18 protein-coding genes, 1 tRNA gene and 1 pseudogene are annotated in these 22,129 nt (G+C 68.1%); 7 read left to right on the plus strand and 13 right to left on the minus strand.

Annotated features, from left to right (window positions below; genetic code table 11):
* The first annotated feature begins 54 nt into the window (after nt 1-54).
* The 4 genes from QE452_RS13375 (at nt 55) to QE452_RS13390 (ending at nt 6,006) form a co-directional block, all read left to right on the plus strand.
* On the plus strand, nt 55-1,368 hold the full coding sequence (locus tag QE452_RS13375; protein WP_309657410.1) for a UDP-glucose/GDP-mannose dehydrogenase family protein: 1,314 nt from the start codon (nt 55-57) through the stop codon (nt 1,366-1,368).
* Nucleotides 1,369-1,523: 155 nt separating this feature from the next.
* Complete coding sequence (locus QE452_RS13380; RefSeq protein WP_125993358.1) at nt 1,524-2,897, plus strand: class II 3-deoxy-7-phosphoheptulonate synthase; 1,374 nt, start codon at nt 1,524-1,526, stop codon at nt 2,895-2,897.
* A 50-nt stretch (nt 2,898-2,947) separates the two neighbouring features.
* Nucleotides 2,948-3,022, plus strand: a tRNA-Glu gene (locus tag QE452_RS13385).
* Nucleotides 3,023-3,510: 488 nt separating this feature from the next.
* Nucleotides 3,511-6,006, plus strand: a complete 2,496-nt coding sequence (locus QE452_RS13390) for a TonB-dependent receptor domain-containing protein (protein ID WP_309657409.1) — start codon at nt 3,511-3,513, stop codon at nt 6,004-6,006.
* 186 nt (nt 6,007-6,192) lie between these two features.
* Here the strand turns inward: QE452_RS13390 and QE452_RS13395 are convergent, their stop codons facing one another.
* The 4 genes from QE452_RS13395 to QE452_RS13410 all read right to left on the minus strand — a co-directional run bounded on the left by QE452_RS13395 (nt 6,193) and on the right by QE452_RS13410 (nt 9,372).
* Nucleotides 6,193-7,050, minus strand: coding sequence for a serine hydrolase (locus tag QE452_RS13395; RefSeq protein ID WP_309657408.1), 858 nt, complete (start codon nt 7,048-7,050; stop codon nt 6,193-6,195).
* A gap of 177 nt (nt 7,051-7,227) precedes the next feature.
* Nucleotides 7,228-7,608: a hypothetical protein gene (locus tag QE452_RS13400; RefSeq protein WP_309657407.1), complete on the minus strand. Its 381-nt coding sequence runs from the start codon at nt 7,606-7,608 to the stop codon at nt 7,228-7,230.
* A 150-nt stretch (nt 7,609-7,758) separates the two neighbouring features.
* Nucleotides 7,759-8,604, minus strand: a complete 846-nt coding sequence (locus QE452_RS13405; protein WP_309657406.1) for a fumarylacetoacetate hydrolase family protein — start codon at nt 8,602-8,604, stop codon at nt 7,759-7,761.
* A gap of 399 nt (nt 8,605-9,003) precedes the next feature.
* Nucleotides 9,004-9,372: a CsbD family protein gene (locus QE452_RS13410; RefSeq protein WP_309657405.1), complete on the minus strand. Its 369-nt coding sequence runs from the start codon at nt 9,370-9,372 to the stop codon at nt 9,004-9,006.
* A gap of 236 nt (nt 9,373-9,608) precedes the next feature.
* On the opposite strand from QE452_RS13410, the gene QE452_RS13415 reads away from it, so the two are divergent.
* Entirely contained in the window at nt 9,609-10,751 is a 1,143-nt protein-coding gene (locus QE452_RS13415; protein WP_309657404.1) for a glycosyltransferase family 2 protein, read from the plus strand.
* On the opposite strand, the gene QE452_RS13420 is transcribed toward QE452_RS13415, so the two are convergent.
* The 8 genes and pseudogenes from QE452_RS13420 to rpmI all read right to left on the minus strand — a co-directional run bounded on the left by QE452_RS13420 (nt 10,656) and on the right by rpmI (nt 18,882).
* Complete coding sequence (locus QE452_RS13420) at nt 10,656-11,384, minus strand: class I SAM-dependent methyltransferase (RefSeq protein ID WP_309657403.1); 729 nt, start codon at nt 11,382-11,384, stop codon at nt 10,656-10,658. The two genes, QE452_RS13415 and QE452_RS13420, sit on opposite strands and share 96 nt — an antisense overlap.
* Nucleotide 11,385: 1 nt before the next feature.
* Nucleotides 11,386-11,811, minus strand: a complete 426-nt coding sequence (locus QE452_RS13425; protein ID WP_309657402.1) for a GtrA family protein — start codon at nt 11,809-11,811, stop codon at nt 11,386-11,388.
* Between the two features lie 72 nt (nt 11,812-11,883).
* A pseudogene (locus tag QE452_RS13430) lies at nt 11,884-13,401 on the minus strand (peptide chain release factor 3); the annotation flags it as partial.
* Between the two features lie 300 nt (nt 13,402-13,701).
* Nucleotides 13,702-14,577 (minus strand): aldose 1-epimerase family protein, encoded by an 876-nt coding sequence (locus QE452_RS13435; RefSeq protein ID WP_309657401.1) that lies wholly within the window; start codon nt 14,575-14,577, stop codon nt 13,702-13,704.
* A gap of 173 nt (nt 14,578-14,750) precedes the next feature.
* Nucleotides 14,751-17,102 (minus strand): phenylalanine--tRNA ligase subunit beta, encoded by a 2,352-nt coding sequence (pheT, locus tag QE452_RS13440; RefSeq protein ID WP_309657400.1) that lies wholly within the window; start codon nt 17,100-17,102, stop codon nt 14,751-14,753.
* Entirely contained in the window at nt 17,099-18,193 is a 1,095-nt protein-coding gene (pheS, locus tag QE452_RS13445; RefSeq protein ID WP_309657399.1) for a phenylalanine--tRNA ligase subunit alpha, read from the minus strand. The genes pheT and pheS overlap by 4 nt, the downstream gene beginning before the upstream one ends.
* Nucleotides 18,194-18,299: 106 nt before the next feature.
* Entirely contained in the window at nt 18,300-18,665 is a 366-nt protein-coding gene (gene rplT / locus QE452_RS13450; protein WP_125993406.1) for a 50S ribosomal protein L20, read from the minus strand.
* A gap of 13 nt (nt 18,666-18,678) precedes the next feature.
* Complete coding sequence (rpmI, locus tag QE452_RS13455; RefSeq protein ID WP_125993407.1) at nt 18,679-18,882, minus strand: 50S ribosomal protein L35; 204 nt, start codon at nt 18,880-18,882, stop codon at nt 18,679-18,681.
* 168 nt (nt 18,883-19,050) lie between these two features.
* Here rpmI and QE452_RS13460 point away from each other — a divergent pair, with 168 nt between their 5' ends.
* On the plus strand, nt 19,051-21,129 hold the full coding sequence (locus QE452_RS13460) for an AsmA family protein (RefSeq protein ID WP_309657398.1): 2,079 nt from the start codon (nt 19,051-19,053) through the stop codon (nt 21,127-21,129).
* 25 nt (nt 21,130-21,154) lie between these two features.
* Here QE452_RS13460 and dapF read toward each other — a convergent pair whose 3' ends face one another.
* Entirely contained in the window at nt 21,155-21,904 is a 750-nt protein-coding gene (dapF, locus tag QE452_RS13465; protein WP_309730150.1) for a diaminopimelate epimerase, read from the minus strand.
* 2 nt (nt 21,905-21,906) lie between these two features.
* Between dapF and QE452_RS13470 the strand changes: the two genes are divergently transcribed.
* Nucleotides 21,907-22,113 (plus strand): hypothetical protein, encoded by a 207-nt coding sequence (locus tag QE452_RS13470; protein WP_309730153.1) that lies wholly within the window; start codon nt 21,907-21,909, stop codon nt 22,111-22,113.
* The last annotated feature ends 16 nt before the right edge of the window (nt 22,114-22,129 follow it).

Genomic DNA, 22,129 nt, shown 5'->3' on the forward strand with positions numbered 1-22,129 from the left:
CGCCTAGGGATGCCGCCGTCCCGCCTGTCGGCCCCAGAAGGAATTTGAGCGACGATGCGTATCACGATGATCGGCTCCGGCTATGTCGGCCTGGTGTCTGGTGCCTGCCTGTCCGATTTCGGCCATGACGTGATCTGCGTCGACAAGGACCAGTCGAAGATCGACGCGCTGAACGCCGGACGGATGCCGATCTACGAACCCGGCCTCGACCAGCTCGTCGCCGCCAATGTCCAGGCCGGGCGGCTGACCTTCACCACCGATCTCGCCGCCGCCGTCGCCGGGGCGGACGCGGTGTTCATCGCGGTCGGCACTCCGTCGCGGCGCGGCGACGGCCATGCCGACCTGTCCTATGTCTATGGCGCGACGCGCGAGATCGCCGCCGCCGTGACCGGCCCGACCGTCGTCGTCACCAAGTCGACCGTGCCCGTCGGCACCGGCGACGAGGTCGAGCGCATCCTGCGCGAGGAACGGGCGGAGATCGACGTGGCGGTCGTCTCCAATCCCGAATTCCTGCGCGAGGGCGCGGCGATCGGCGACTTCAAGCGACCCGACCGCATCGTCATCGGCACCGACGACGCGCGCGCCCGCGCGGTGATGCAGGCGATCTATCGCCCTCTCTACCTCAACGAATCGCCGATCCTGTTCACCGGCCGGCGCACGTCCGAGCTGATCAAATATGCCGCCAACGCCTTTCTGGCGACCAAGATCACCTTCATCAACGAGATCGCCGACCTGTGCGAGGCGGTGGGCGCGGACGTGCAGGACGTGTCGCGCGGCATCGGCCTGGACAATCGCATCGGGCGCAAGTTCCTCCATGCAGGTCCCGGCTATGGCGGCTCCTGCTTCCCCAAGGATACGCTGGCGCTGCTCAAGACCGCCGAGGATTTCGACAGCCCGATCCAGATCGTCGACGCGGTGGTGAAGGTCAACGACGCCCGCAAGCGCAAGATGGGCCGCAAGGTGCTGCACGCCCTGGAGCAGGACGGCGCGGGTGATGTGCGCGGCAAGACAGTCGCGCTGCTCGGCCTGACCTTCAAGCCCAATACCGACGACATGCGCGACGCCCCCGCCATCGCCATCGCCCAGGCGCTGGCCGATGCCGGCGTCACCGTCCGCGCGCACGATCCCGAAGGCATGGACGCCGCGCGCCGGATCATGCCCGATCTCGACTATGTCGCCGACCCCTATGCGGCCGCGCGCGGCGCCGACGCGGTGGTGATCGTGACCGAATGGGATGCCTATCGCGCACTCGACCTGCCGCGGTTGAAGCAGTTGCTGGTTCGCCCGGTCATGGTCGATCTGCGCAATATCTATCGCCGCGCCGATGTGGAGGCCGCAGGTTTCACCTATACCGCGATCGGCCGCTGACGATCGAATATTACATGAGAACGTAACGATCGATACGTTCATCCTGCCGTGACACTCACAAACCATCATTGTGACGGCCGGTGCAGCCGTAAATGATTTGCACCGGCCGTCCCCTTGGCGCATGGCTCGCCGGATTACAGTATCCGAGGACGATCATGGCCGCCAATTGGGCCCCCGACAGCTGGACCGCCGCCGATGCGCGCCAGATGCCCGACTATCCCGATCCCGCCGCGCTGACCGCGGCGACCGACACGCTCGCGACCTATCCGCCTCTGGTCTTTGCCGGCGAGGCGCGCGCGCTGACCCAGCATCTGGGCGAGGTGGCGGCGGGACGCGGCTTCCTGCTTCAGGGCGGCGACTGCGCCGAAAGCTTTGCCGAGCATAGCGCCAACAACATCCGCGACACCTTCCGCGTGATCCTGCAGATGGCGGTGGTGCTGACCTGGGCGTCGAAGCTGCCGGTCGTCAAGCTCGGCCGCATGGCGGGCCAGTTCGCCAAGCCGCGCTCCGCGCCGACCGAGGTGATCGACGGGGTCGAGCTGCCCAGCTATCGCGGCGACAATATCAACGACATCGCCTTCACGCCGGAATCGCGCCGGCCCGATCCGCAGCGGCTGATCCGCGCCTATGCCCAGTCGGCGGCGACGCTCAACCTGCTGCGCGCCTTCGCGCAGGGTGGCTATGCCAATCTCCACCAGGTGCATCGTTGGACGCACGACTTCATGGGCCGCAGCCCCTGGGCGCAGAAATATACCGAGGCGGCGAACCGCATCGGCGAGGCGCTGGAGTTCATGGCCGCCTGTGGCATCGATCCGGAAACGGTGCCGCAGCTCGCCCAGACCGACTTCTACACCAGCCATGAAGCGCTGCTGCTGCCGTTCGAACAGGCGCTGACCCGGCAGGATTCGCTGACCGGCGACTGGTACGACACGTCGGCGCATTTCCTGTGGATCGGCGACCGCACCCGCTTCGAAGGCTCGGCGCATGTCGAGTTCCTGCGCGGCATCGGCAACCCGATCGGGGTGAAATGCGGCCCCAGCCTGGAGCCGGACGCGCTGCTGCGGATGCTCGACACGCTCAACCCGGGCCGGGTGCCGGGGCGGATGACGCTGATCACCCGCTATGGCCACGACAAGATCGAGAGCGCCCTGCCCCGCCTGGTCCGCGCCGTGACGCGCGAGGGCCATCCGGTGGTGTGGAGCTGCGATCCGATGCACGGCAACACGGTGAAGGCCACGACCGGCTACAAGACCCGGCCCTTCGAGCGCATCCTGGCTGAGGTGCGCGGCTTCTTCGCCGTCCACCGCGCGGAGGGCACCCATGCCGGCGGCATCCATGCGGAGATGACCGGGCAGAACGTCACCGAATGCACCGGCGGCGCGATCGACGTGACCGAACAGTCGCTGGCCGATCGCTATCACACGCATTGCGACCCGCGCCTCAACGCCGGGCAGAGCCTGGAACTGGCCTTCCTGCTTGCCGAGATGCTGAACGAGGAAATGGCCGAACGCAAAAAAGCGGCCGCCTGAGGCTTGACGTGGTGGAGGCGTAGAGCTAATTGCGCGCCTCCACTGCACACGGCCCCTTCGTCTAGCGGTTAGGACGTCGCCCTCTCACGGCGAAAACACGAGTTCGATTCTCGTAGGGGTCACCATCTCCCAGCCCAGTGGCGGAGATCGGCAGTTTCACAATTGCTCAGCTTTGCACCTCGCTCGCTTCGGCTTGAGACGATGATGCAGGGGAGCGCCCCGACCTGTCATTGCCGGCGATCGAACCACCATCGCCCCATGTGGTCGTGCCCGGGTGCAGCCCGCCCCCGCCCGCAGATTATTTCTCAGCGCCGCATCCGAATGCGCCCCGCGAATCGCAGGCGCAGTGTAGAGCCTGATGACATGACCCTGACCGGGAAACGTCATTGCGGGCGTAGCCAAGCAAGCCACAGCCACGCGCGTGACGCCCTGGATCGCCTCGCTACGCCCGCAATGACGGCTTGGGTCAACCCGATGCCGACCTGCTCTGGTGTGGCGAATAGGTCACGCTATGTCGCAACCGCAAACGATTGCGGAATGCATGTTGCAATCGTTTGTTGAGATGGTAGTCCTGACCCCAGGCCCGCAGAGGCTCTGTTCAGGAGAGATTTTCATGTCGCTGCGCTTTCGACTGCTCGCTTCGATCCCCGCGTTTCTGATCGCGGGCGCCGTCCACGCACAGGCACCGACCGTGCAGGCCGACGCGCAGGCAGCGGATACCGCCACGGCACAGCCGGCCGATCCCGCCGATTCGCAGGATATTGTCGTCACCGGCGTCGCGCAGGGGCGCAACCGGCTCGATACGTCCGTGTCGGTCAGCTCGCTCGACGCCGATCTCACCACCAAGATCCCGCCGCGCAACACCGCCGAAATCCTCCGCAACCTCCCCGGCGTCCGGGTCGAGGCGTCGGGCGGCGAAGGCAATGCCAATATCTCGGTGCGTGGCCTGCCGGTCGCCTCGGGCGGCTCGAAGTTCCTGCAATTGCAGGAAGACGGCCTGCCGGTGCTGGAATTCGGCGACATCATCTTCGGCAATGCCGACATCTTCATCCGCAACGACCTGTCGCTCGCCCGTATCGAATCGGTGCGCGGCGGCTCGGCCTCGACCTTCGCCAGCAACTCGCCGGGCGGCATCATCAACTTCATCTCCAAGACCGGCGAACAGGAAGGCGGCTCGTTCCAGCTGTCGTCGGGCCTCGACTATCGCGAATATCGCGCCGACTTCGCCTATGGCGGCAAGATCGACGCGCAGACGCGCTATGAGCTCAGCGGCTTCTACCGCCTGGGCGACGGTCCCCGCGACGTCGGCTATGACGCGATGCGCGGCGGCCAGATCAAGGCCAACATCACGCGCGAGTTCAACGGCGGCTATGTCCGTCTCTATGGCAAGTATCTCGACGACCGCAGCATCGCCTATCTGCCCAACCCGGTGCGCGTGACCGGCAGCAACGGCAACCCGGACTATCAGAACATCGCCGGTTTCTCGATCAACGAGGATACGCTCCACAGCCGCTATATCCGCTCGGTCCTGACGCTGGACGGCGACAACAACCCGGTCCGCCGCAACATCGGCGACGGGATGCACCCGGTGGTCAAGTCGGTCGGCTTCGAGGGGCAGTATGAGATCGCCGATCGCTGGACCGTGACCGAGCGGTTCCGCTATTCCGACATTTCCGGCGACTTCGTCTCGCCCTTCCCGGCCGCGGTCGGCGATGCGCAGACCACGGCGAACGGCTTCGCCGGCGCCGGTTCGCAGCTCTATTATGCCAGCGGCCCGCTCACCGGACAGCGAATCGCCAATCCCGGCACGCTGGGCGGCAACGGCCTGCTCGCCAGCGTCGTGCTGTTCGATGTCGACCTGAAGAGCCTGAACAACATCACCAACGACCTGCGCGTCAACGGCACGGTGGATCTGGGCGGCGGCGCGTTGTCGATCGCGGCAGGTATCTACAATTCGCGCCAGGACGTGAAGACCGACTGGCTGTGGACCTCCTTCTTCCAGAGCGTGCAGGGCAACGGGCAATCGGTGCTGGTCGACATCCGCAACGCGGCGGGCGTGTCGCAGACGGCGGGGGGCACACTCTATTCGGCGGCCTTCTTCGGCAATTGCTGCCGCCGCAGCTACGACATGCGCTACACGACCAACGCGCCCTTCGCGCAGCTCGGCTTCGAGATCGGCCGCCTGAACGTCGACGGCAGCGTGCGCTACGATTTCGGCTCGGCCAAGGGCAACATCGCCGGCGACCTGCCCGGCGCGGTGACCACCCGGGCGCAGGACATGAACGGCGACGGCGTGATCTCGCCGGCCGAGCGGACGGTCGCCTTCCTGCCCAACAACCGCACGGGCATCGATTATAACTATAGCTACCTGTCCTATTCGGCGGGCGCCAACTACCGGCTGAGCAGCACGCTCGCCGCCTTCGCCCGCTACAGCCGGGGCGGACGCGTCAATGCCGACCGCCTGTTGTTCGGACCGACGATCAACCTCCAGACCGGCGGGCTGGTCAACGGCTCCAAGCCCTATGACTTCGTCAAGCAGGCCGAAGGCGGCCTGAAATATTCGGCCGGCCGGATCGGCCTCTATGCGACCGTGTTCAACGCGCGGACGCAGGAGACCAACTATCTGCTGTCGCAGCAGCAATTCACCAGCCGCAACTATGAGGCGACCGGCGTCGAGCTGGAAGGCCGGTTCCGCGCCGGTCCCTTCTCGCTGACCGCCGCCGGCACCTATACCGACGCCAAGATCACGCGCGACGCCACCGATGCGACGCTGAACGGCAACCGTCCGCAGCGCCAGGCGGCCTTTGTCTACCAGGCGACGCCGCAGTTCGACTTCGGCGCGATCAGCTTCGGCGCCAATGTGATCGGCACCACCTCCAGCTATACCCAGCCGGTCAACCAGCTGAAGATGCCCGCCTATACGCAAGTCAACGGCTTCGTGCTGGTGCGCGCGGCGGACAATGTCAGCTTCAACGTGAATGCCAACAACATCTTCAACGTGAAGGGCATTACCGAGGCGGAGGATGCCGCCATCCCGTCCAACCAGCTGGTCCGCGCCCGCTCGATCAACGGCCGGACGATCGCCGCATCGGTGCGCTTCGACTTCTAAACTCGGGCATCGGTTTCACGCCGGACCGATGCCCCCAACCCTCCCCTTCGCGGGGAGGGATGATACCGGTCGGTGCGATATTCGACCCTCGCTACCAGCGACACTCTCCGTCAAACTCTACGGCCCGCCAGCTCCCTTCGCAGGGGAGGTGGCGGGCCTTTTGCCATGACGGATCGGCGGGAGGCCCTATTGCAGCCGCAGGAACAGCGCGACCGCATTGCGGACGCTGGCGGTGAAGCGGTCGTAGATCATCCGCGACAGTTGGGCGATGACCGGCTGGCGATCGTTCCCGCCCCGGGCGAACACCGCGATCGCCACGCGGCGGCCATCGGGCATGGTGATGAAGCCGACATCGTTGGTGATGCCGTCCAGCGTCCCCGTCTTATCCTCCACCATCGTCCCCGCGGGCAGCAGCGCGCGGATGCGCCGGGTGCCGGTCCGGCACTTGGCCATCAGGCCGAGCAGGAAGGACCGGCTCTGCGGCGCCAGCACCGTATCGCTGTCCAGCGCCTTCAACAGCTGGACCATGGCGACCGGCGTCGCCACGTCCTTGCTGTCGGCCAGATGGCCCCGCTCGCGCAGCAACTGGGCGATGGTGCGGTCGACGCGCATGCCGATGATCTTCTGCGACCAGACCCATTGCTGCACCGCCGCCGGGCCGCCCAGGGCGGCGAAAAGCTGATCGGCCGCCACATTGTCGCTATGGACGATCATCGCCTCCAGCACCTTGGCGGCGGGCCGGCCGGCGATCATGTCGTTCAGGCTGCGTCGCCCGCGATCGACATCGGTCAGATAGGCGGCGGCGATGGCGAGCTTCACCGTGCTGGCCATCGGAAAGGCGATATGGCCGTTGACCACGGCGGTCGAGCCGTCGCTCAGGTCGATCGCGGCGATGCCATATTCGCCGGAGCGTTGCGCCATCACCGCCTGCATCTCGCGCTGGAGATCGGACAGCTCGAACACGCTCGCGGCGACCGGAGCCGGGACCAAGACACTGGCCGCGATACCCGTCAGGAACAGACGGGGCAGCAGGGAGAGACGCATCGACCTTCCTCGAACAGGGCATCCATGACAGTGCCGATGGCGGAGTCGAAGGCTCCGTCAGGCGACGTCCATTGTGACGGCCTCGTCGATCCAGGTTCAAGTCTTTTGATGCGCGGATGCGGCGGACCGAGCCGCCGATCCAGCCGGAGCGGAGGATCGCTCCCCCGCCCCGCCGGTTCAGGCCTTCTTGCGCGCGCGCTTCGGCGCGGCGGCGGCCTCGGCATCCTCTTCCTCGTCCGGCTGGTCCTCGCCGGCTTCGGTCAGCGCCTCGCCCAATGCCTTCAGCTTGTCCTGCGACTTCTCTGCCTTGTCGGCGATCCTGGTCGTGGCCGCGCCCAGGCGGTGGAGCAGGGCATGGACCCGGTCCGCGTCCGGCTCCCCCTTCTCCAGCTGCTTGCGCAGCGAGGCGAGGTCGCGAAGGATGCCCTTGGCGCCCGGCGTATCGAGATCGGCGAGGGCGGCCTCCCAATCCTCCACCATGTCGGCGCCCTTGGCCGCCTTGGTGCTTTCGAGCCCGCGGTTGATCGCGTTCATGGTTCCGGCGAATTTCACGGCCATCGCTTCATCCTCTTGCCAGCCAGTGTCGGCTGGACCGCTCAACGAGGCTGGCGCGAAAAAGGCCCCGGCGATGAGGATGATCGGTGTTAACCGGCCGCGCTTTTGCCCGGTCGGTCCTAGACCGGCCGGGCCTCCCGCCCCCGGTCGCCCTCAGGCGGCGTCGACGATGCGCTGCCGCTGCTCGCCCAGCCCGTCGATGCCCAGCCGCACGACCTGTCCGGCGCGCAGATAAACCGGCGGCTTCTGGCCCATGCCGACGCCCTGCGGCGTGCCGGTCGAGATGATGTCACCCGGCTCCAGCGTGCAGAACTGGCTGACATAGGCGACCAGCTCGGCGACCGGAAAGATCATGTCGGCGGTGCTGCTGTCTTGATAGCGATGACCGTCGACCTCCAGCCACACGCGCAGCGCCTGCGGATCGCCCACCTCGTCGGCGGTGACCAGCCAGGGGCCGGTCGGCCCAAAGGTGTCGCAGCCCTTGCCCTTGTCCCAGGTGCCGCCGCGCTCGATCTGATACTCACGCTCCGACACGTCGTTGATGACGCAATAGCCGGCGACATGCGCCAGTGCCGCGTCCTGCGACAGATAGCGGCCCCGCGTGCCGATCACCACGCCCAGCTCGACCTCCCAGTCGGTCTTGGTCGAGCCACGCGGGATTTCGACATCGTCATTCGGACCGACGACCGCGCTGGTCCATTTGCTGAAGATCACCGGCTCGGTCGGTTCGGGCAGATTGCTCTCCGCCGCATGGGCGCGGTAGTTGAGGCCGATGCACATGAACTTGCCGGGCCGCGCGACGCACGCACCCAGGCGCGGCGCCCCCTCGACCAGCGGCAGCGTCGCCGGATCGAGCGCGGCGATCTCCGCCAGCCCGGCCGGGGTCAGCCGCTCACCGGCCAGATCGCCCAGCGCCTCGGGCAACGCCCGGATACGGCCATCCGCATCCACCAGGCCGGCGCGCTCACGGCCGGGTTCGCCATAGCGAAGCAGTTTCATCCTTGGGCCTCCTTGCGATGATCCGCCCGACATCCATGATGGGGACGCAACCCGGCGTAAAGGCAGCGAAGTCGCACGCCGGATTGAAAAACCCGTGACAGGCGGACGTCGGTGCCCGGCATTGTCTGGTCGCGCGGGTCGGCCTGGCAGTTAAGCACCAAGCGCAGCACCGATGCGACATTCGATCGGTCTGCGCCCTTCCTGCCCATCACCGCTTCCATTTTCTCCGCCGATGCTTTCGCCAGAGCCTCAGCTCTACGACAATCGCTTCTGATATTTGAGATGGAAGATCACCACCGCAGAGTTTTCCCCGGGCAGCACAGGCGCGCCGGCCGCGCTTCCTGTTCGGCTATGCCGATGGCGGGGCAGCCCGGCGGGCCGCCCCATGTCGCATCGGGATCAGGCGTGGCGGCGATGGATCGTCCAGGCCAGCGCATAGCCGGCGACCGCCGCCACCGCGGGCCATAGGAGATCAGGTCGGCGCGCCACTGCGGCCCGCACCCGCTCGCCATTTTCCCGCGCCAATGTCGCGAAGCGGCCGGTCGCGTCGATCAGTCGGGCGCGCCCCGTGTCGATGGCGGGCGGGGCGGCCTTGCGCACCTCCTGCGCCAGCGCACCGGCACGACCGTAAAGATGCTCACCACTGCCGGCGACCTGATCGACCACGCCGCCCAGCTGCCAGTCGCGCCGGTCGAACACATCGCCGGCCGCCTTCTCGATCTTGCCCTTGTAATAGCCGATCGTACCACGAACCTCGTGCTTGTTCATGACAAAGCCTTTCACTTGGGGAATGGCCGGGCGGTGCCTCCATGGGGCGATCGTCGCCAAAGCCGGGCACCACCCCCGCCATTCCTTATCTACATCAAATGACCGGTCCGGCCGTAAAACCGCCGATCACGCATCCTGTTCCGCCCATCGCATCCGGTATACCGTCCCGGCTTGCGCGTCCGCCGACCGTGAAAGCCGATGACGCGGCCGGTGCGGGCGGTTACAAGCGGCGCATCATGCATCCGCGCGCCCCAATCCCGACGCTTGCCCCTACGCTGTCCGTCGTCATTCCCTGCTACAACGAAGCCGCCTGCCTCGACGTGCTCCACGCCCGCGTCTCCGCCGCCGCGCGGGCGGTGGTGGGCGAGGATTATGAGATCGTCCTGATCAACGACGGTTCGCGGGACGAGAGCTGGGCGGTCATGCAGCGGCTGAGCGCGGCCGACCCGAATCTGGTCGCGATCAACCTGTCGCGCAACCACGGCCACCAGCTCGCGCTCACCGCCGGGCTCGACCTGTGTTCGGGCGCGGAGATCCTGATCATCGACGCCGATCTGCAGGACCCGCCCGAACTGCTGGGCGAGATGCGTGCGACCATGCATGCGCAAGGCGCCGATGTGGTCTATGCCGTCCGCCGCCGGCGCGAGGGCGAGACGCTGTTCAAGAAGGCGACGGCCGCCGCCTTCTACCGTGTGCTCGACCGGGTCACCGATACCACGATCCCGGTCGATACCGGCGATTTCCGCCTGATGAGCCGCCGGGCGCTCGACGCGCTGCTCTCGCTGCCCGAACAGGCGCGCTTCATCCGGGGCATGGTCGCCTGGGTCGGTTTCCGCCAGGTCCCCTTCGCCTATGACCGGGCGGAGCGTCATGCCGGCGAGACCCATTATCCGCTCGCCAAGATGATCCGGCTGGCGTTCGACGCGGTCACCGGCTTCTCCACCGCGCCCTTGCGCTGGGCCAGCCATCTGGGACTGGCGCTGACCGGCGTGTCGCTGCTGCTGATCGTCTATATCGCGATCGGCTGGCTGTCGGGCAGCGCGGTGGCGGGCTGGACCTCGACGATGCTGGTCAATGTGGTGATCGGCGCGGCGCAGATGTTCGTGCTGGGCATGATCGGCGAGTATCTGGGCCGCCTGTATATCGAGGCGAAGCGGCGGCCGCTCTATCTGGTCGCCGATGTCGCCGGGCCGGTGCGCGGCCGGGCGACCCTGGGCTTCCAGGCCGATCCCGCCACCACGTCCGCCGCGTTCGCCTCAGCCGGGATGGGTACCCCCCCGCCGTCAGGCGGGTTTGGCGAGCGTGACGATGGACACGCCCGGCCCCATCGGCACCCGGCCGACCAGATGCCGCTCCAGCCGGAAAATCCGCTCAAATAGCGCGTTGACCGCGGGCGGCGGTGGCGAATCGTCGCTGTCGTCGCGCCCGGTCAGCCGGCCCATCACCCGCGCCGCCGCCGCCAGCGGGAACAGCAGCGAGTTGAAATAGCCCAGCCGCTCGGGGACCAGCCCCGCTTGGGCGATCGCCGCCTTCAGCGTCGTCTTGGAATAGCGGCGATGATGGTGGTTCACCACGTCATGCGCGCTCCACATCCATTGATGCGCTGGCACCGCGATCAGGATCTTGCCGCCGGGCCGCAACAGCGACCGCATCCCCGCCAGCGCGGCGACGTCGTCCTCGATATGCTCGACCACGTCGAGCACCGCCACCAGGTCGTAATGGCCGCGCGGCACGTCGGGCAGGCCGGGCAGCGGCGAGGCGCCGACCGGCTTGCCCAGCCGCTGCGACGCGATGGCGCGCGCCGCCGGGTCGATCTCGATCGCGTCGACGCTGCCGAAGGCGGCGAGCATCGGCAGATTGTGGCCGGTGCCGCAGCCGATCTCCAGGATGCGCGCGCCGTTCGGCAGATCGCCATAGCGGTCGAGATAATCGGCCAGGATGTCGCGCCGCGCGCGATACCACCAATGGGTGGAGTCATGCGCCGCCATGCGGTCATAGACGATGCGATCCATATCAGCCGAATACCCACTGGCGATTGAGGAAGAAGGTGGCGAGCGGCGTGACCGTCGCCGCCGGGATCAGCGCGACCCAGGGCGGCTGGTGCAGCAGCGCGGTCGTGATCCAGGTGAACAGGGCGTTGAGCACGAAGCCGAAGCTCTGCACCACCAGGAACTTCATGTGGAGCCGGGCGCCCTGCCCGCCCGCCTCATGCCCGCGAAAGCTCCAGCCGCTGTGCAGGAAGAAGCCGCAGATCACCGCCACCAGGAACGCCGGCGGCACCGCCAGCACCGCCCAGGCGCGCGGCAGCACCCAATAGGTCAGCGGCAGATAGACGGCGGAATAGATTAGCGTCGACAGCCCGCCCGCGATGCCGAAGCGGACCAGCTGGCCCAGCAGCCCGCTTCGCCGCCAATGATCGATATGCGACGAAAGCGCCAAGACCGTCCGACCTTTTGATGAAGCGTTGCGCTTTAGGTCGCCGGGCACCGCTCCGCAATGCCCGTGCCCGCCTCAGCGCTCGCGCGTGGCGGCGAACTTCACCTTGGGATAGCGGTCGGCGACATAGCCGACCTCCCAGGACGACTTGGCCAGGAACACCGGATTGCCGTCGCGATCCTTGGCCATGGCGGCGCGGTTAAGGTCGGTGAAGGCCTTCAGCTCGGCCGGATCGCTCGCACTCACCCAGCGCGCGGTGTCGAACGGCGCCGGCTCCAGTCCGGCGGCGACCTTATACTCCGCCTCCAGCCGCGACAGCAGCACTTCGAGCTGGAGCTGCCCGACCACGCCGATGATCCAGTTGGAGCCGATCTCCGGATAGAAGACCTGGGTCACCCCCTCCTCGGCCATGTCGTCCAGCGCCTTGCGCAGCTGCTTGGTCTTGGTCGGGTCCTTCAGCGCGACGCGGCGCAGGATCTCGGGCGCGAAATTGGGCAGGCCGGTGAAGCGCACGTCCGCTCGCTCCGACAAGGTATCGCCGACCCGCAGCGTGCCATGGTTGGGGATGCCGATGATGTCGCCCGGATAGGCCTCGTCGGCGATCTCGCGGTCCTGCGCGAAGAACAGGATCGGCGAATGCACCGCGATCGGCTTGCCATGGCCGGTCGGCGTCAGCTTCATGCCCCGCTTGAACGTGCCCGAGCACAGCCGCATGAAGGCGATGCGGTCGCGGTGGTTGGGGTCCATATTGGCCTGGACCTTGAACACGAAGCCGGTGACCTCCGGATTCTCCGGCGCGACGGGGGCGGGCTCGGCCGGCTGCGGGCGCGGCGGCGGGGCGAATTTCGCCAGGGCGCCGATCAACTCCGCGACGCCGAAATCCTTGAGCGCCGATCCGAAATAGACCGGCGTCAGGTCGCCGTTGCGATAGGCCTCCGCATCGAACTCGGCATAGCCGGCCTGGGCCAGCTCGATCTCCTCGACCCAGCGGTCGGCGAGCTTGGGCGCGTCCTCCACCTTGCCCTGGAAGTTGCGGCTGTCGCCCTCGGGCCGGCTGATCCGGTTGCTTTGCAGGTCGAGGATCCCCTCGAACTCGCCGCCCATGCCGACCGGCCAGCTCATCGGGCAGACGTCGAGCGCCAGCATGTCGGCGATCTCGTCGAGCAGCTCGAACACCGGCCGACCCTCGCGATCGACCTTGTTGACGAAGGTGATGATCGGCACCGAGCGCAGCCGGCACACCTCGAACAGCTTGCGGGTCTGCGGCTCGATGCCTTTGGCCGCGTCGATCACCATCACCGCCGAATCGACCGCGGTCAGCGTGCGATAGGTATCCTCCGAGAAATCCTCGTGGCCCGGCGTGTCGAGCAGGTTGAAGGTGATGCCGTCGCGCTCGAACGTCATGACCGAGGAGGTGACGGAGATGCCGCGCTGCTGCTCGATCTTCATCCAGTCCGACCGGGCGCGGCGGTTCTGGCCGCGCGCCTTGACCTCGCCCGCCAGATGGATCGCGCCGCCGACATAGAGCAGCTTCTCGGTCAGCGTCGTCTTGCCGGCGTCGGGGTGGGAGATGATCGCGAAGGTGCGGCGGGGGGGAGGTCACGGGCGGGCAATCCGGGTTGGCGGCGGCGCGCCTCTCGGACGGGCGGCGCGCGGCGGGTACGACAAGGGGCCGTCGCGCGCGGGACGGCGCGGAGGCATGGGCCCTTTACGGTGTTTCCGTGTTTCGCGCCATGGGGTGCGGGAACGGGATTTCACACGCCGCCCTAACGGTTCACCTGGGAAGGCGGAGGCGGAGCGTGCGCGCAGGCACGCCCCCTTCCGATCGGCGGCGGGTCCGTAACCCGACCACCTCCGCCCCCGCTACGTCGCCGCGCGAACCTTGCCCCCCGCTCAGCGCTCCAGCGTGACGTGCATGGCGATCGTCTTGCTCGCCCCGCCGGCGACGGGGAACACGCCCGGCTTGTCGCGATACTCGCCGGTGAAGCCGACCGGATCGGCGATACCGTGCCACGGCTCGACGCAGACGAACGCCGCGCCGGGCTTGGTCCAGATGCCGAGCTTGTCGGTGTCGGGAAAGTCGATGCGCAGGCGCGGTCCCGCCTCCGCGCCATAATGGACCGAGCGCGACTCGACCGGGTCCCAGACCAGGGCATCGTCGACGAACAGCGCATCGGCGAGAGGCAGCGTCCGCCCCTCCAGCGGGCTGGCGCGCGTCTCGGTGGCGATCAGGCCATCGGGCGTGATCGCGCGCAGCCGGGCGGGTTCGTCCGCCGCGAAGACGATGCGATGGTCGGCGCGATCCTCGCCATATGGCAGGGGCCAGGCGAAGGCGGGATGGAAGCCGAACTGCGCCAGCAATGCGGTGTCCGCCGGATTGGTGATCCGCGCCTCGATCGCCAGCGTCGCGCCCGCGAGGCGGAAGGTGATGTCGAGGCGGAAGGCATAGGGATAGGCGGCGCGCGTCGCCGCCGTGTCGGTCAGGGTGAAGGTCGCATGATCCTCACCCTGCGCGCTGACCGTGAAGGCCATGTCGCGGGCGAAGCCGTGCTTGGGCATCGGATGGGTCGTGCCGTCGACGCGGATCACGCCGCCATTGGTCACGCCGATCGCCGGGAACAGGATGGGCGCGTGGCGCGGCCAATAGGCCGGGTCCGCATCGGTCATCAGCTCGCGGCCGTCCGCGTCGCGCAAATGGGTCAGCTCCGCGCCGAACGGGTTGATCGCGGCGCTCAGGCCCGCGGATCGCAGCCAGACGAGATCGGTCATCGCTTCCCTCCTATGACGTCTTTACATTCCGCCGCTCCCTTCCACCCCCGGCGAAGGTCGGGGTCCAGCTGGGGGACGATCATGATGGAGCGCATCGCTCCGTTACTATTACCGCTCCAACCAGACCCCGGCTTTCACCGGGGTGGCGGTAGGGGTGCGTTGCAAACGCCCCCTCACCCGCGCAGTTGCGCGCCCTGCTTGGCCGCCGCCGCGACGACCTTGTCGGCCACCGCCTTCAGATCGGCATCGGTGAAGCTCTTCTCGCCCGGCTGGAGCACGACCTCGACCGCCACCGATTTCTCGGCCCCGCGCTCGAACACGTCGAACACGCGCGCCGCCACGATCGACGCCTTGTCCGCGCCCCGCACCGCCCGCACCAGCGCATCGGCCGACAGCGCCGGCGGCACCAGGAAGGCGAAGTCGCGCTTCACCGCCTGGAGCGCGGGCGGCGCATAGGCCGGCCGCATGAAGCCGCTGCCGCGCTTGGGCGGCACCGCGTCGAGATACAGTTCCACCGCCGCCACCGCGCCGTCCAGGTCGAACGTCTTGAGGAGCGCGGGATGCAGCATCCCGAACCGCGCCAGCACCGTCTTCGGCCCGAGCCGGAGCGTGCCCGACTGGCCGGGGTGGAAGGCCTCGCCCGCCTCGCCCATCACCTGGAGATTGTCGACCGGCGCACCGGCCGCCGCCAGCAGCGCCAGCGCCTCCGCCTTGGCGTCATAGGCGTCGAACGCCGCCGCCTTGCCCTGCCGCCAGCCGCGCGGCGCGCGCTCGCCGGCCAGCACCAGGCCCAGCGTCGCGCGCTCGCCCTCCGCCAGATAGCGGCGGCCGATCTCGAACAGCCGCACGCTGCCCGCGCCGCGCCGCAGATTGCGCTCCGCCGCCGACAGGATGCCGGGCAGCAGCGAGGGGCGCATCACCTTCAGCTCCTCGCTGATCGGATTGGCGAGCGTGAACGCCCCGCCGCCAAAGGCGGTCGCCTGCCGCTCGGACAGGAAGCTCCACGTCACCGCCTCGTCCAGCCCGCGCGCGGCGGCGGCGCGGCGGACGCGGCGCTCCAGCTTCTGCTCGGGGGTGGCGGTCGGCCGGGCGACGCCGGGGACGCGCGGCAGCGGCACGGGGGCGACCTTGTCGATCCCCTCGATGCGGATCACCTCCTCGACCAGGTCGGCGGTGCCGTCGATGTCGCGCCGCCAGGTGGGCGGCGTCACCTGCCAGTCGTCGCCGACCGTGAAACCGAGCGATTCGAGGATCGCGCGCTGCCGCTCCGCCGGCACCGCCAGCCCGCCCAGCGTCTCGGTCCGGGCCGGATCATAGGCGTAAGTGCGCGTGCCGAGCGGCGCCTCGCCCGCGCGGGTCACGCCGCTCGCGGTGCCGCCGCAATATTCCAGCACCAGGAAGGTGGCGATGGCGAGCCCGTCGTCCAGGAAGGCCGGGTCGACGCCACGCTCGAACCGCTGACGCGCGTCGCTGGTCAGGGCCAGCGCCTGCCCCGTCCGAGCGATCGCCTCGGGCGTGAAATAGGCGCATTCGATGACGACGTCGGTGGTCGTCTCCGACACGCCCGAATGCGCGCCGCCCATGATGCCGCCGATATCGTGCACCGCCGAATCGTCGGCAATCACGGTCATCCCCTCGGACAGCGTATAGGTCCGGCCATTCAGCGCCTCGACCGTCTCGCCCGCCCTGGCCTGTCGCGCAACCAGTCCGCCCGACAGCCTGGCCTTGTCATAGACGTGCAAGGGGCGGCCGAGATCGACCGTCATGTAATTGGTGATGTCGACCAGCGCCGAGATCGGCTTCTGCCCGATCGCGGTCAGGCGGCGGCGCATCCATTCGGGCGCCTCGCCATTGGTCAGGCCCGACACGCCCTGCGCGAAGAAGGCGGGGCAGCCCGCCGCATCCTCGATCCGCACGTCCGGCCCCGGCCCCTCGCCCGCCACCACCGGCACGGTCGGCGGGATCAGCGTGCCCAGCCCGGCCGCCGCCAGATCGCGCGCGATGCCGTGGACGCCCATGCAATCCTGGCGGTTGGGCGTCACCGATACCTCGATCACCGGATCGCCCAGCCCCGCATAATCGGCGAAGGCGGTGCCGATCGGCGCATCCTGGGGCAGCTCGATGATGCCGTCATGATCCTCGCCCAGCTCCAGTTCGCGGGTCGAGCACATCATGCCGTTCGATTCGACGCCGCGGATCGCCGCGACCTTCAGCACCATGCCGTTGGCGGGCACCGCCGCGCCGGGCTGGCCGAACACGCCGACCAGGCCGGCGCGCGCGTTCGGCGCGCCGCACACGACCTGGAGCGGACCGTTGCCCGCATCGACCGACAACACCTGAAGCTTGTCGGCCTGCGGATGCCGCTCGGCGGTCAGCACGCGCGCGACGGTGAAGCCCTGCAGCTTGGCGGCCGGATCGGTCACGCCCTCGACCTCCAGGCCGATGCGGGTCAGCGCCTCCAGGATCGTGTCGAGATCGGCATCGGTCGACAGGTGGCTCTTCAGCCAGGACAGGGTGAACTTCATGCGCCGACTCCTCCCGACAGCGTGGGCACGTCGAGGCTCGCGAACCCGTAATGCTTCAACCAGCGGATATCGCCGTCGAAGAAGGCGCGCAGATCGTCCATGCCATATTTCAGCATGGCCAGCCGATCGATGCCGCAGCCGAAGGCGAAGCCCTGCCACTCATTCGGGTCCAGCCCGCACGCCTCGATCACCTTGGGGTGGACCATGCCGCTGCCCAGCACCTCCATCCAGCCGCCGCCCGATCCTCCGATCACGCGCTTGCCCTTCTCGATCGTATAACCGACATCGACCTCGGCCGAGGGCTCGGTGAAGGGGAAATAGCTGGGGCGCAGGCGCAGGACGATGTCGTCGCGCTCGAAGAACGCCTTCAGGAACGTCTCCAGCGTCCATTTCAGATGCGCCAGCGTGATGCCCTTGTCGATCACCAGCCCTTCGACCTGGTGGAACATCGGCGTGTGCGTGGCATCCGAGTCGGAGCGATAGGTGCGACCCGGCGCGATGATGCGGATCGGCGGCTGCTGGCCGGTCATCGTGCGGATCTGGACGGGCGAGGTGTGGGTGCGCAGCACGCGCTTCACCAGCTTCTCGTCGCCGCCCGGTTCGACGCCGGCCAGATAGAAGGTGTCGTGCATCGCCCGCGCCGGATGCGTCTCCGGAATGTTGAGCGCGGAGAAATTATGCCAGTCCGTCTCGATCTCCGGCCCGGTGGCGACCGCGAAGCCCAGATCGGCGAAGATCTCGGCCAGCTCGTCCATCACCTGGCTGACCGGATGGATGGTGCCCGCCGGCACAGCGTCGACCGGCAGCGTCAGGTCGATCGTCTCGCTGGCCAGCCGCGCGTCGAGCGCCGCCTGCTCCAGCGCCGCCTTGCGCGCCGCGATCGCATTCGTCACCGCTTCGCGCAGGCCCTGGATCGCCGGGCCCTGCACCTGGCGTTCGTCGGGGCTCATGCCGCCCAGCGTCTTGAGCAGCTGCGTGATCCGGCCCTGCTTGCCCAGCGCCTCCACGCGCACGGCGTCCAGCGCCTCCAGCCCCTCGGCCTCCGCCACGGCGGCGAGCAGTCGGTCGCGCATCTGATCGAGATCGGTCATTCGTTCCTCATCGTCCCGTCGGCGACGGCTTGCCTAGCGCCGATAACGAAAAGGGCGCGGATGGCATAGCCACCCGCGCCCCTGTTTCACCTCGCGTCAGGCCGGTTTACGCGGCCTGCGGGAGAGCCGCCTTCGCCTGCGCGATGATGGCCGAAAAGGCCTCACCCTCGTGCATGGCGATATCGGCCAGGACCTTCCGGTCCAGTTCGATGCCCGCCAGCTTCAGGCCGTGCATGAACTGCGAATAGGTCAGGCCCTCGGCGCGGACGCCGGCGTTGATGCGCTGGATCCACAGACCCCGGAAGGTCCGCTTCTTCACCTTGCGGTCGCGATAGGCGTACTGGCCGGCCTTCTCGACCGCCTGGCGCGCGATGCGGATCGTGTTCTTGCGACGGCCATAATAGCCCTTCGCCTGATCCAAAATCCGCTTGTGCTTCGCCTTGGTGGTTACGCCACGCTTCACTCGTGCCATGTCTCAGCGCTCCTCAGTTCAGGCCGTACGGCGCCCAGGCCTTCACCGTCGCGGTGTCGGCCTTCGACAGCACCTTGGTGCGGCGGTTCTGGCGGATGTACTTGGCATTGTGGCTCATCAGGCGGTGGCGCTTGCCAGCGACACCATGCTTGAGGAGGCCGGTGGCCGTGAGCTTGAAGCGCTTCTTCACGCCGCTCTTGGTCTTGAGCTTGGGCATTTTGGTCCTTTCGCATAGAGCAAGACTTAAGACAGCCGCGGCAGCCCTGATGGCCGGGCCCTCCTGTAGCGCCTCGCTCGGGAAGCGGGCCCCTTACCCGCCCCCCATGCGGAATGCAACCATATGAACGATGCGGAACCGAAACGGCCCCGAAAGCGTCGGGACGCGATGGATCAGGCCGCGCCCAGCCCCGACGTGCCACTCGTGGAGACGCAGCGGCGACGCCGCCGCATCCTGCGCAACACGCTGATCGCGGTGGTGGCGGTGATCTTCGGCATCTGGCTACTGCTGTTCGTCACCAAGGGCCGGTTCCTCCGCCATCCCTTCGAACGCTTCGTCGCCGGGCAGACGCATCGCGCCGTGAAGGTCGATGGCGATTTCCAGCTCTATTTCGCGCCCTTCCGAATCAAGCTCTATGCCGAGCGTTTCACCCTCGCCAATCCGGCCTGGGCGACGCGGCCCAACCTGTTCCAGGCCGACCGGATCGACGCGCGCATCGCGCCCCTGTCGCTGCTGTTCGGCAAGCGCCGCCTCTACAGTCTCGACTTGGCGAACGGCGCCGCCGACCTGGAATGGAACGCGGCGCACACCACCAACAGCTGGACGTTCGGCGACCAGAAGGGCGGCAAGCCGCTGGAATTCCCGCGCATCGACACCGCCACCGTCACCGGCACAACCGTGCGCTACCGCGATCCCCGGATGCGGCTGCTCGCCGATCTGTCGCTCGACGATATCCGATCGACCGATGCGCGGATCGGCCGCGCGGTCGGCGTGACCGGCAAGGGCGTGATCCGCGACACGCCCTTCCGCCTGGCGGGGCGGCTGTTGTCGCCCGACGCCACCGCCAATCGCGGCCAGAACCAGCTCGTCGCGCGGATGTGGGCGGCGCATAATGTCATCGACGTATCGGGCACCCTGCCCTCGATCGCCGATATCGAGAACGTTCCGCTCCAGACCCGCGCCAGCGGGCGCAACCTGCGCGAACTGCTCGGCATCATCGGCGTCTATATCCCGCAGACGCGCCGCTATCGCCTGCATGCCCAACTGGTGAAGAGCGGCGACGAATATCGCTTCACCCGCATGGCCGGCCGCTTCGGCGACAGCGACATCAGCGGCCGCTTCACCGTGACGCAGAGCGTGCCCAAAGTGCATATCGGCGCGGAACTGCGCACCCGCAGCCTCGACATCATCGATGTGGCCCCGTTCATCGGCTATAATCCCGACATCGTCGCGACCAAAGGCGCGGTCGCCGCCGCCGCCGCGACCGGCGCGGCCCCGGCGCGACTGCTGCCCGATGCGCCGCTCGACGTGGCGGCGATGCGCGCCTTCAACGCCGACGCGCATTGGACGGTCGGCGCGGTGCGGTCGCGGCGCATTCCGATCGCCGACATCGACCTGACCGTGAAGCTGAAGGATTCGGTGCTGACGCTGTCGCCGCTGACCATGGCGCTGTCGCGCGGCAACGTCGCTTCGGACGTGCGGATCGACACCAATGCCCGGCCCGCGGACGCGACCTATGACATCCGCCTCGCCCCGACACCGCTCGGCAAGCTGCTGGCGGGCTGGGGCGTGCTGGAATCCGGGACCAGCGGCACGCTGAAGGGCCGGATCGAACTGCGCGGGCGCGGCGACACCGTGCATGATTCGCTTTCCACCGCGCGCGGCCGGATGGCGTTCATCATCCCGCAGGGCACGCTGTGGACGCGCAACGTCCAGCTCGCCGAACTCGACCTCGGCACCTTCGTGCAGAAGATGTTCGAGGACAAGCTGAAGAAGCCGGTCGAGATCAATTGCGGCCTGGTCGCCTTCACCGTGCGCAACGGCATCGCCGCCGCCGACCCGATCCTGATCGACACGAGCAAGAACGTCATCACCGGCAAGGGCGGCTTCAGCTTCAAGACCGAGGCGGTCGACCTCGCCTTCCGCGCCGATGGCAAGAAGTTCAGCCTGTTCTCCGGCCAGTCGCCGGTCGGCATCCGCGGCTATTTCTCGCGGCCCGCGCTCCAGCTGGTCTCGCCGCAATTGCTCGGCCGGGCGGGCGCGGGACTGGGCCTGGCGCTGCTGGCGACGCCGCCGGCCGCGATCCTGGCGTTCGTCGATATCGGCGATGCCAAGTCCGCCGCCTGCGGCCCGGTGCTGTCGGGCGCGACCGCCTCGGCGCAGCGCACCGCCAAGGGCAAGCCGCGCGACGATCTCAGCAACCAGCCCACCAAGTCGCAGCGCAAGAAGTTCCTAGGGATCTTCTGATCCGTGATGGCGAGCTCCGCCGCGATCAGCTCGCCGCCCGCGCCATCGCCACCACCTCGGCCCAGGCCGCGACCTCGGCGTCGAACCGCTCCGTCACCACCAGGTCGCTGGCGACGCCGTCCGTCACCGTCACTTCGCCGGCCCATTCGAACGTGGCGTTGCCCGACAGCGTCACCATCCCGTCCGCGCCCGCCACGGCGCGCACCAACCCGCCCCGGTTGAGCACCGTCACCGGCGTGTCGAACGCCTTGCGACCGTTCAGGCAGGCGGCATAGGTCGACGCCGCCATCGCGCTGCCGCAACTGTCGGTCAGCCCGACCCCGCGCTCGAAGGTGCGGACGAAGATAGCATCCGCCTTGACCATCACGAAGCTGACATTGGCGCGGTTGGGCAGCCAGTCGGGCGCGGCCTCGCAGAGCATGCCGACCCGGACCAGCTCCGCTTCGTCGATCGTATCGACGAACGTCACCAGATGCGGATTGGGGATGGCCACCGCCGTGAAGCGATGCGCGCCCAGCCCCGGCACCACCGCGTCGACGATCCGCGCCACGCCCGCCCGGAGCGGCCAGGCCGCCACGTCGAGCGATACCGGCCCCGCCGTCTCGCGCACCGTATAGACGCCGGGCGCGACATCGGGATCGCGCGCGGCGGTCGCGACCGATCCGTTGAGCTGCACCCCCGCCGCATCCACGCCCAGCGCCTCGAACCCCAGCCGGGCGACGCAGCGCAGGCCGTTGAGGCAGGTTTCCGCCTCCGACCCGTCGCTGTTGAACATGGATGCGGAAGCCGATCGGCCGCTCCGCCGTGCCGTCCGGCATCAGCAGCAGGCCGTCGCCGCCGACCGGCCCGGCCCGGTCCGCCAGCGCGCGCGCCACCGCCGCCCATTCCGCATCGCCGAGCGTCAGCCCGCGTGCGTCGATCAGCGGGAAATCATTGCCCGAACCGTGGCATTTGATGAAGGCGAAGCGCATGAGCCGGCGGTGATCCCCTGGGTCCGCCG

This window comes from Sphingomonas sp. SORGH_AS_0438 (assembly GCF_031453475.1).
GTDB lineage: Bacteria > Pseudomonadota > Alphaproteobacteria > Sphingomonadales > Sphingomonadaceae > Sphingomonas.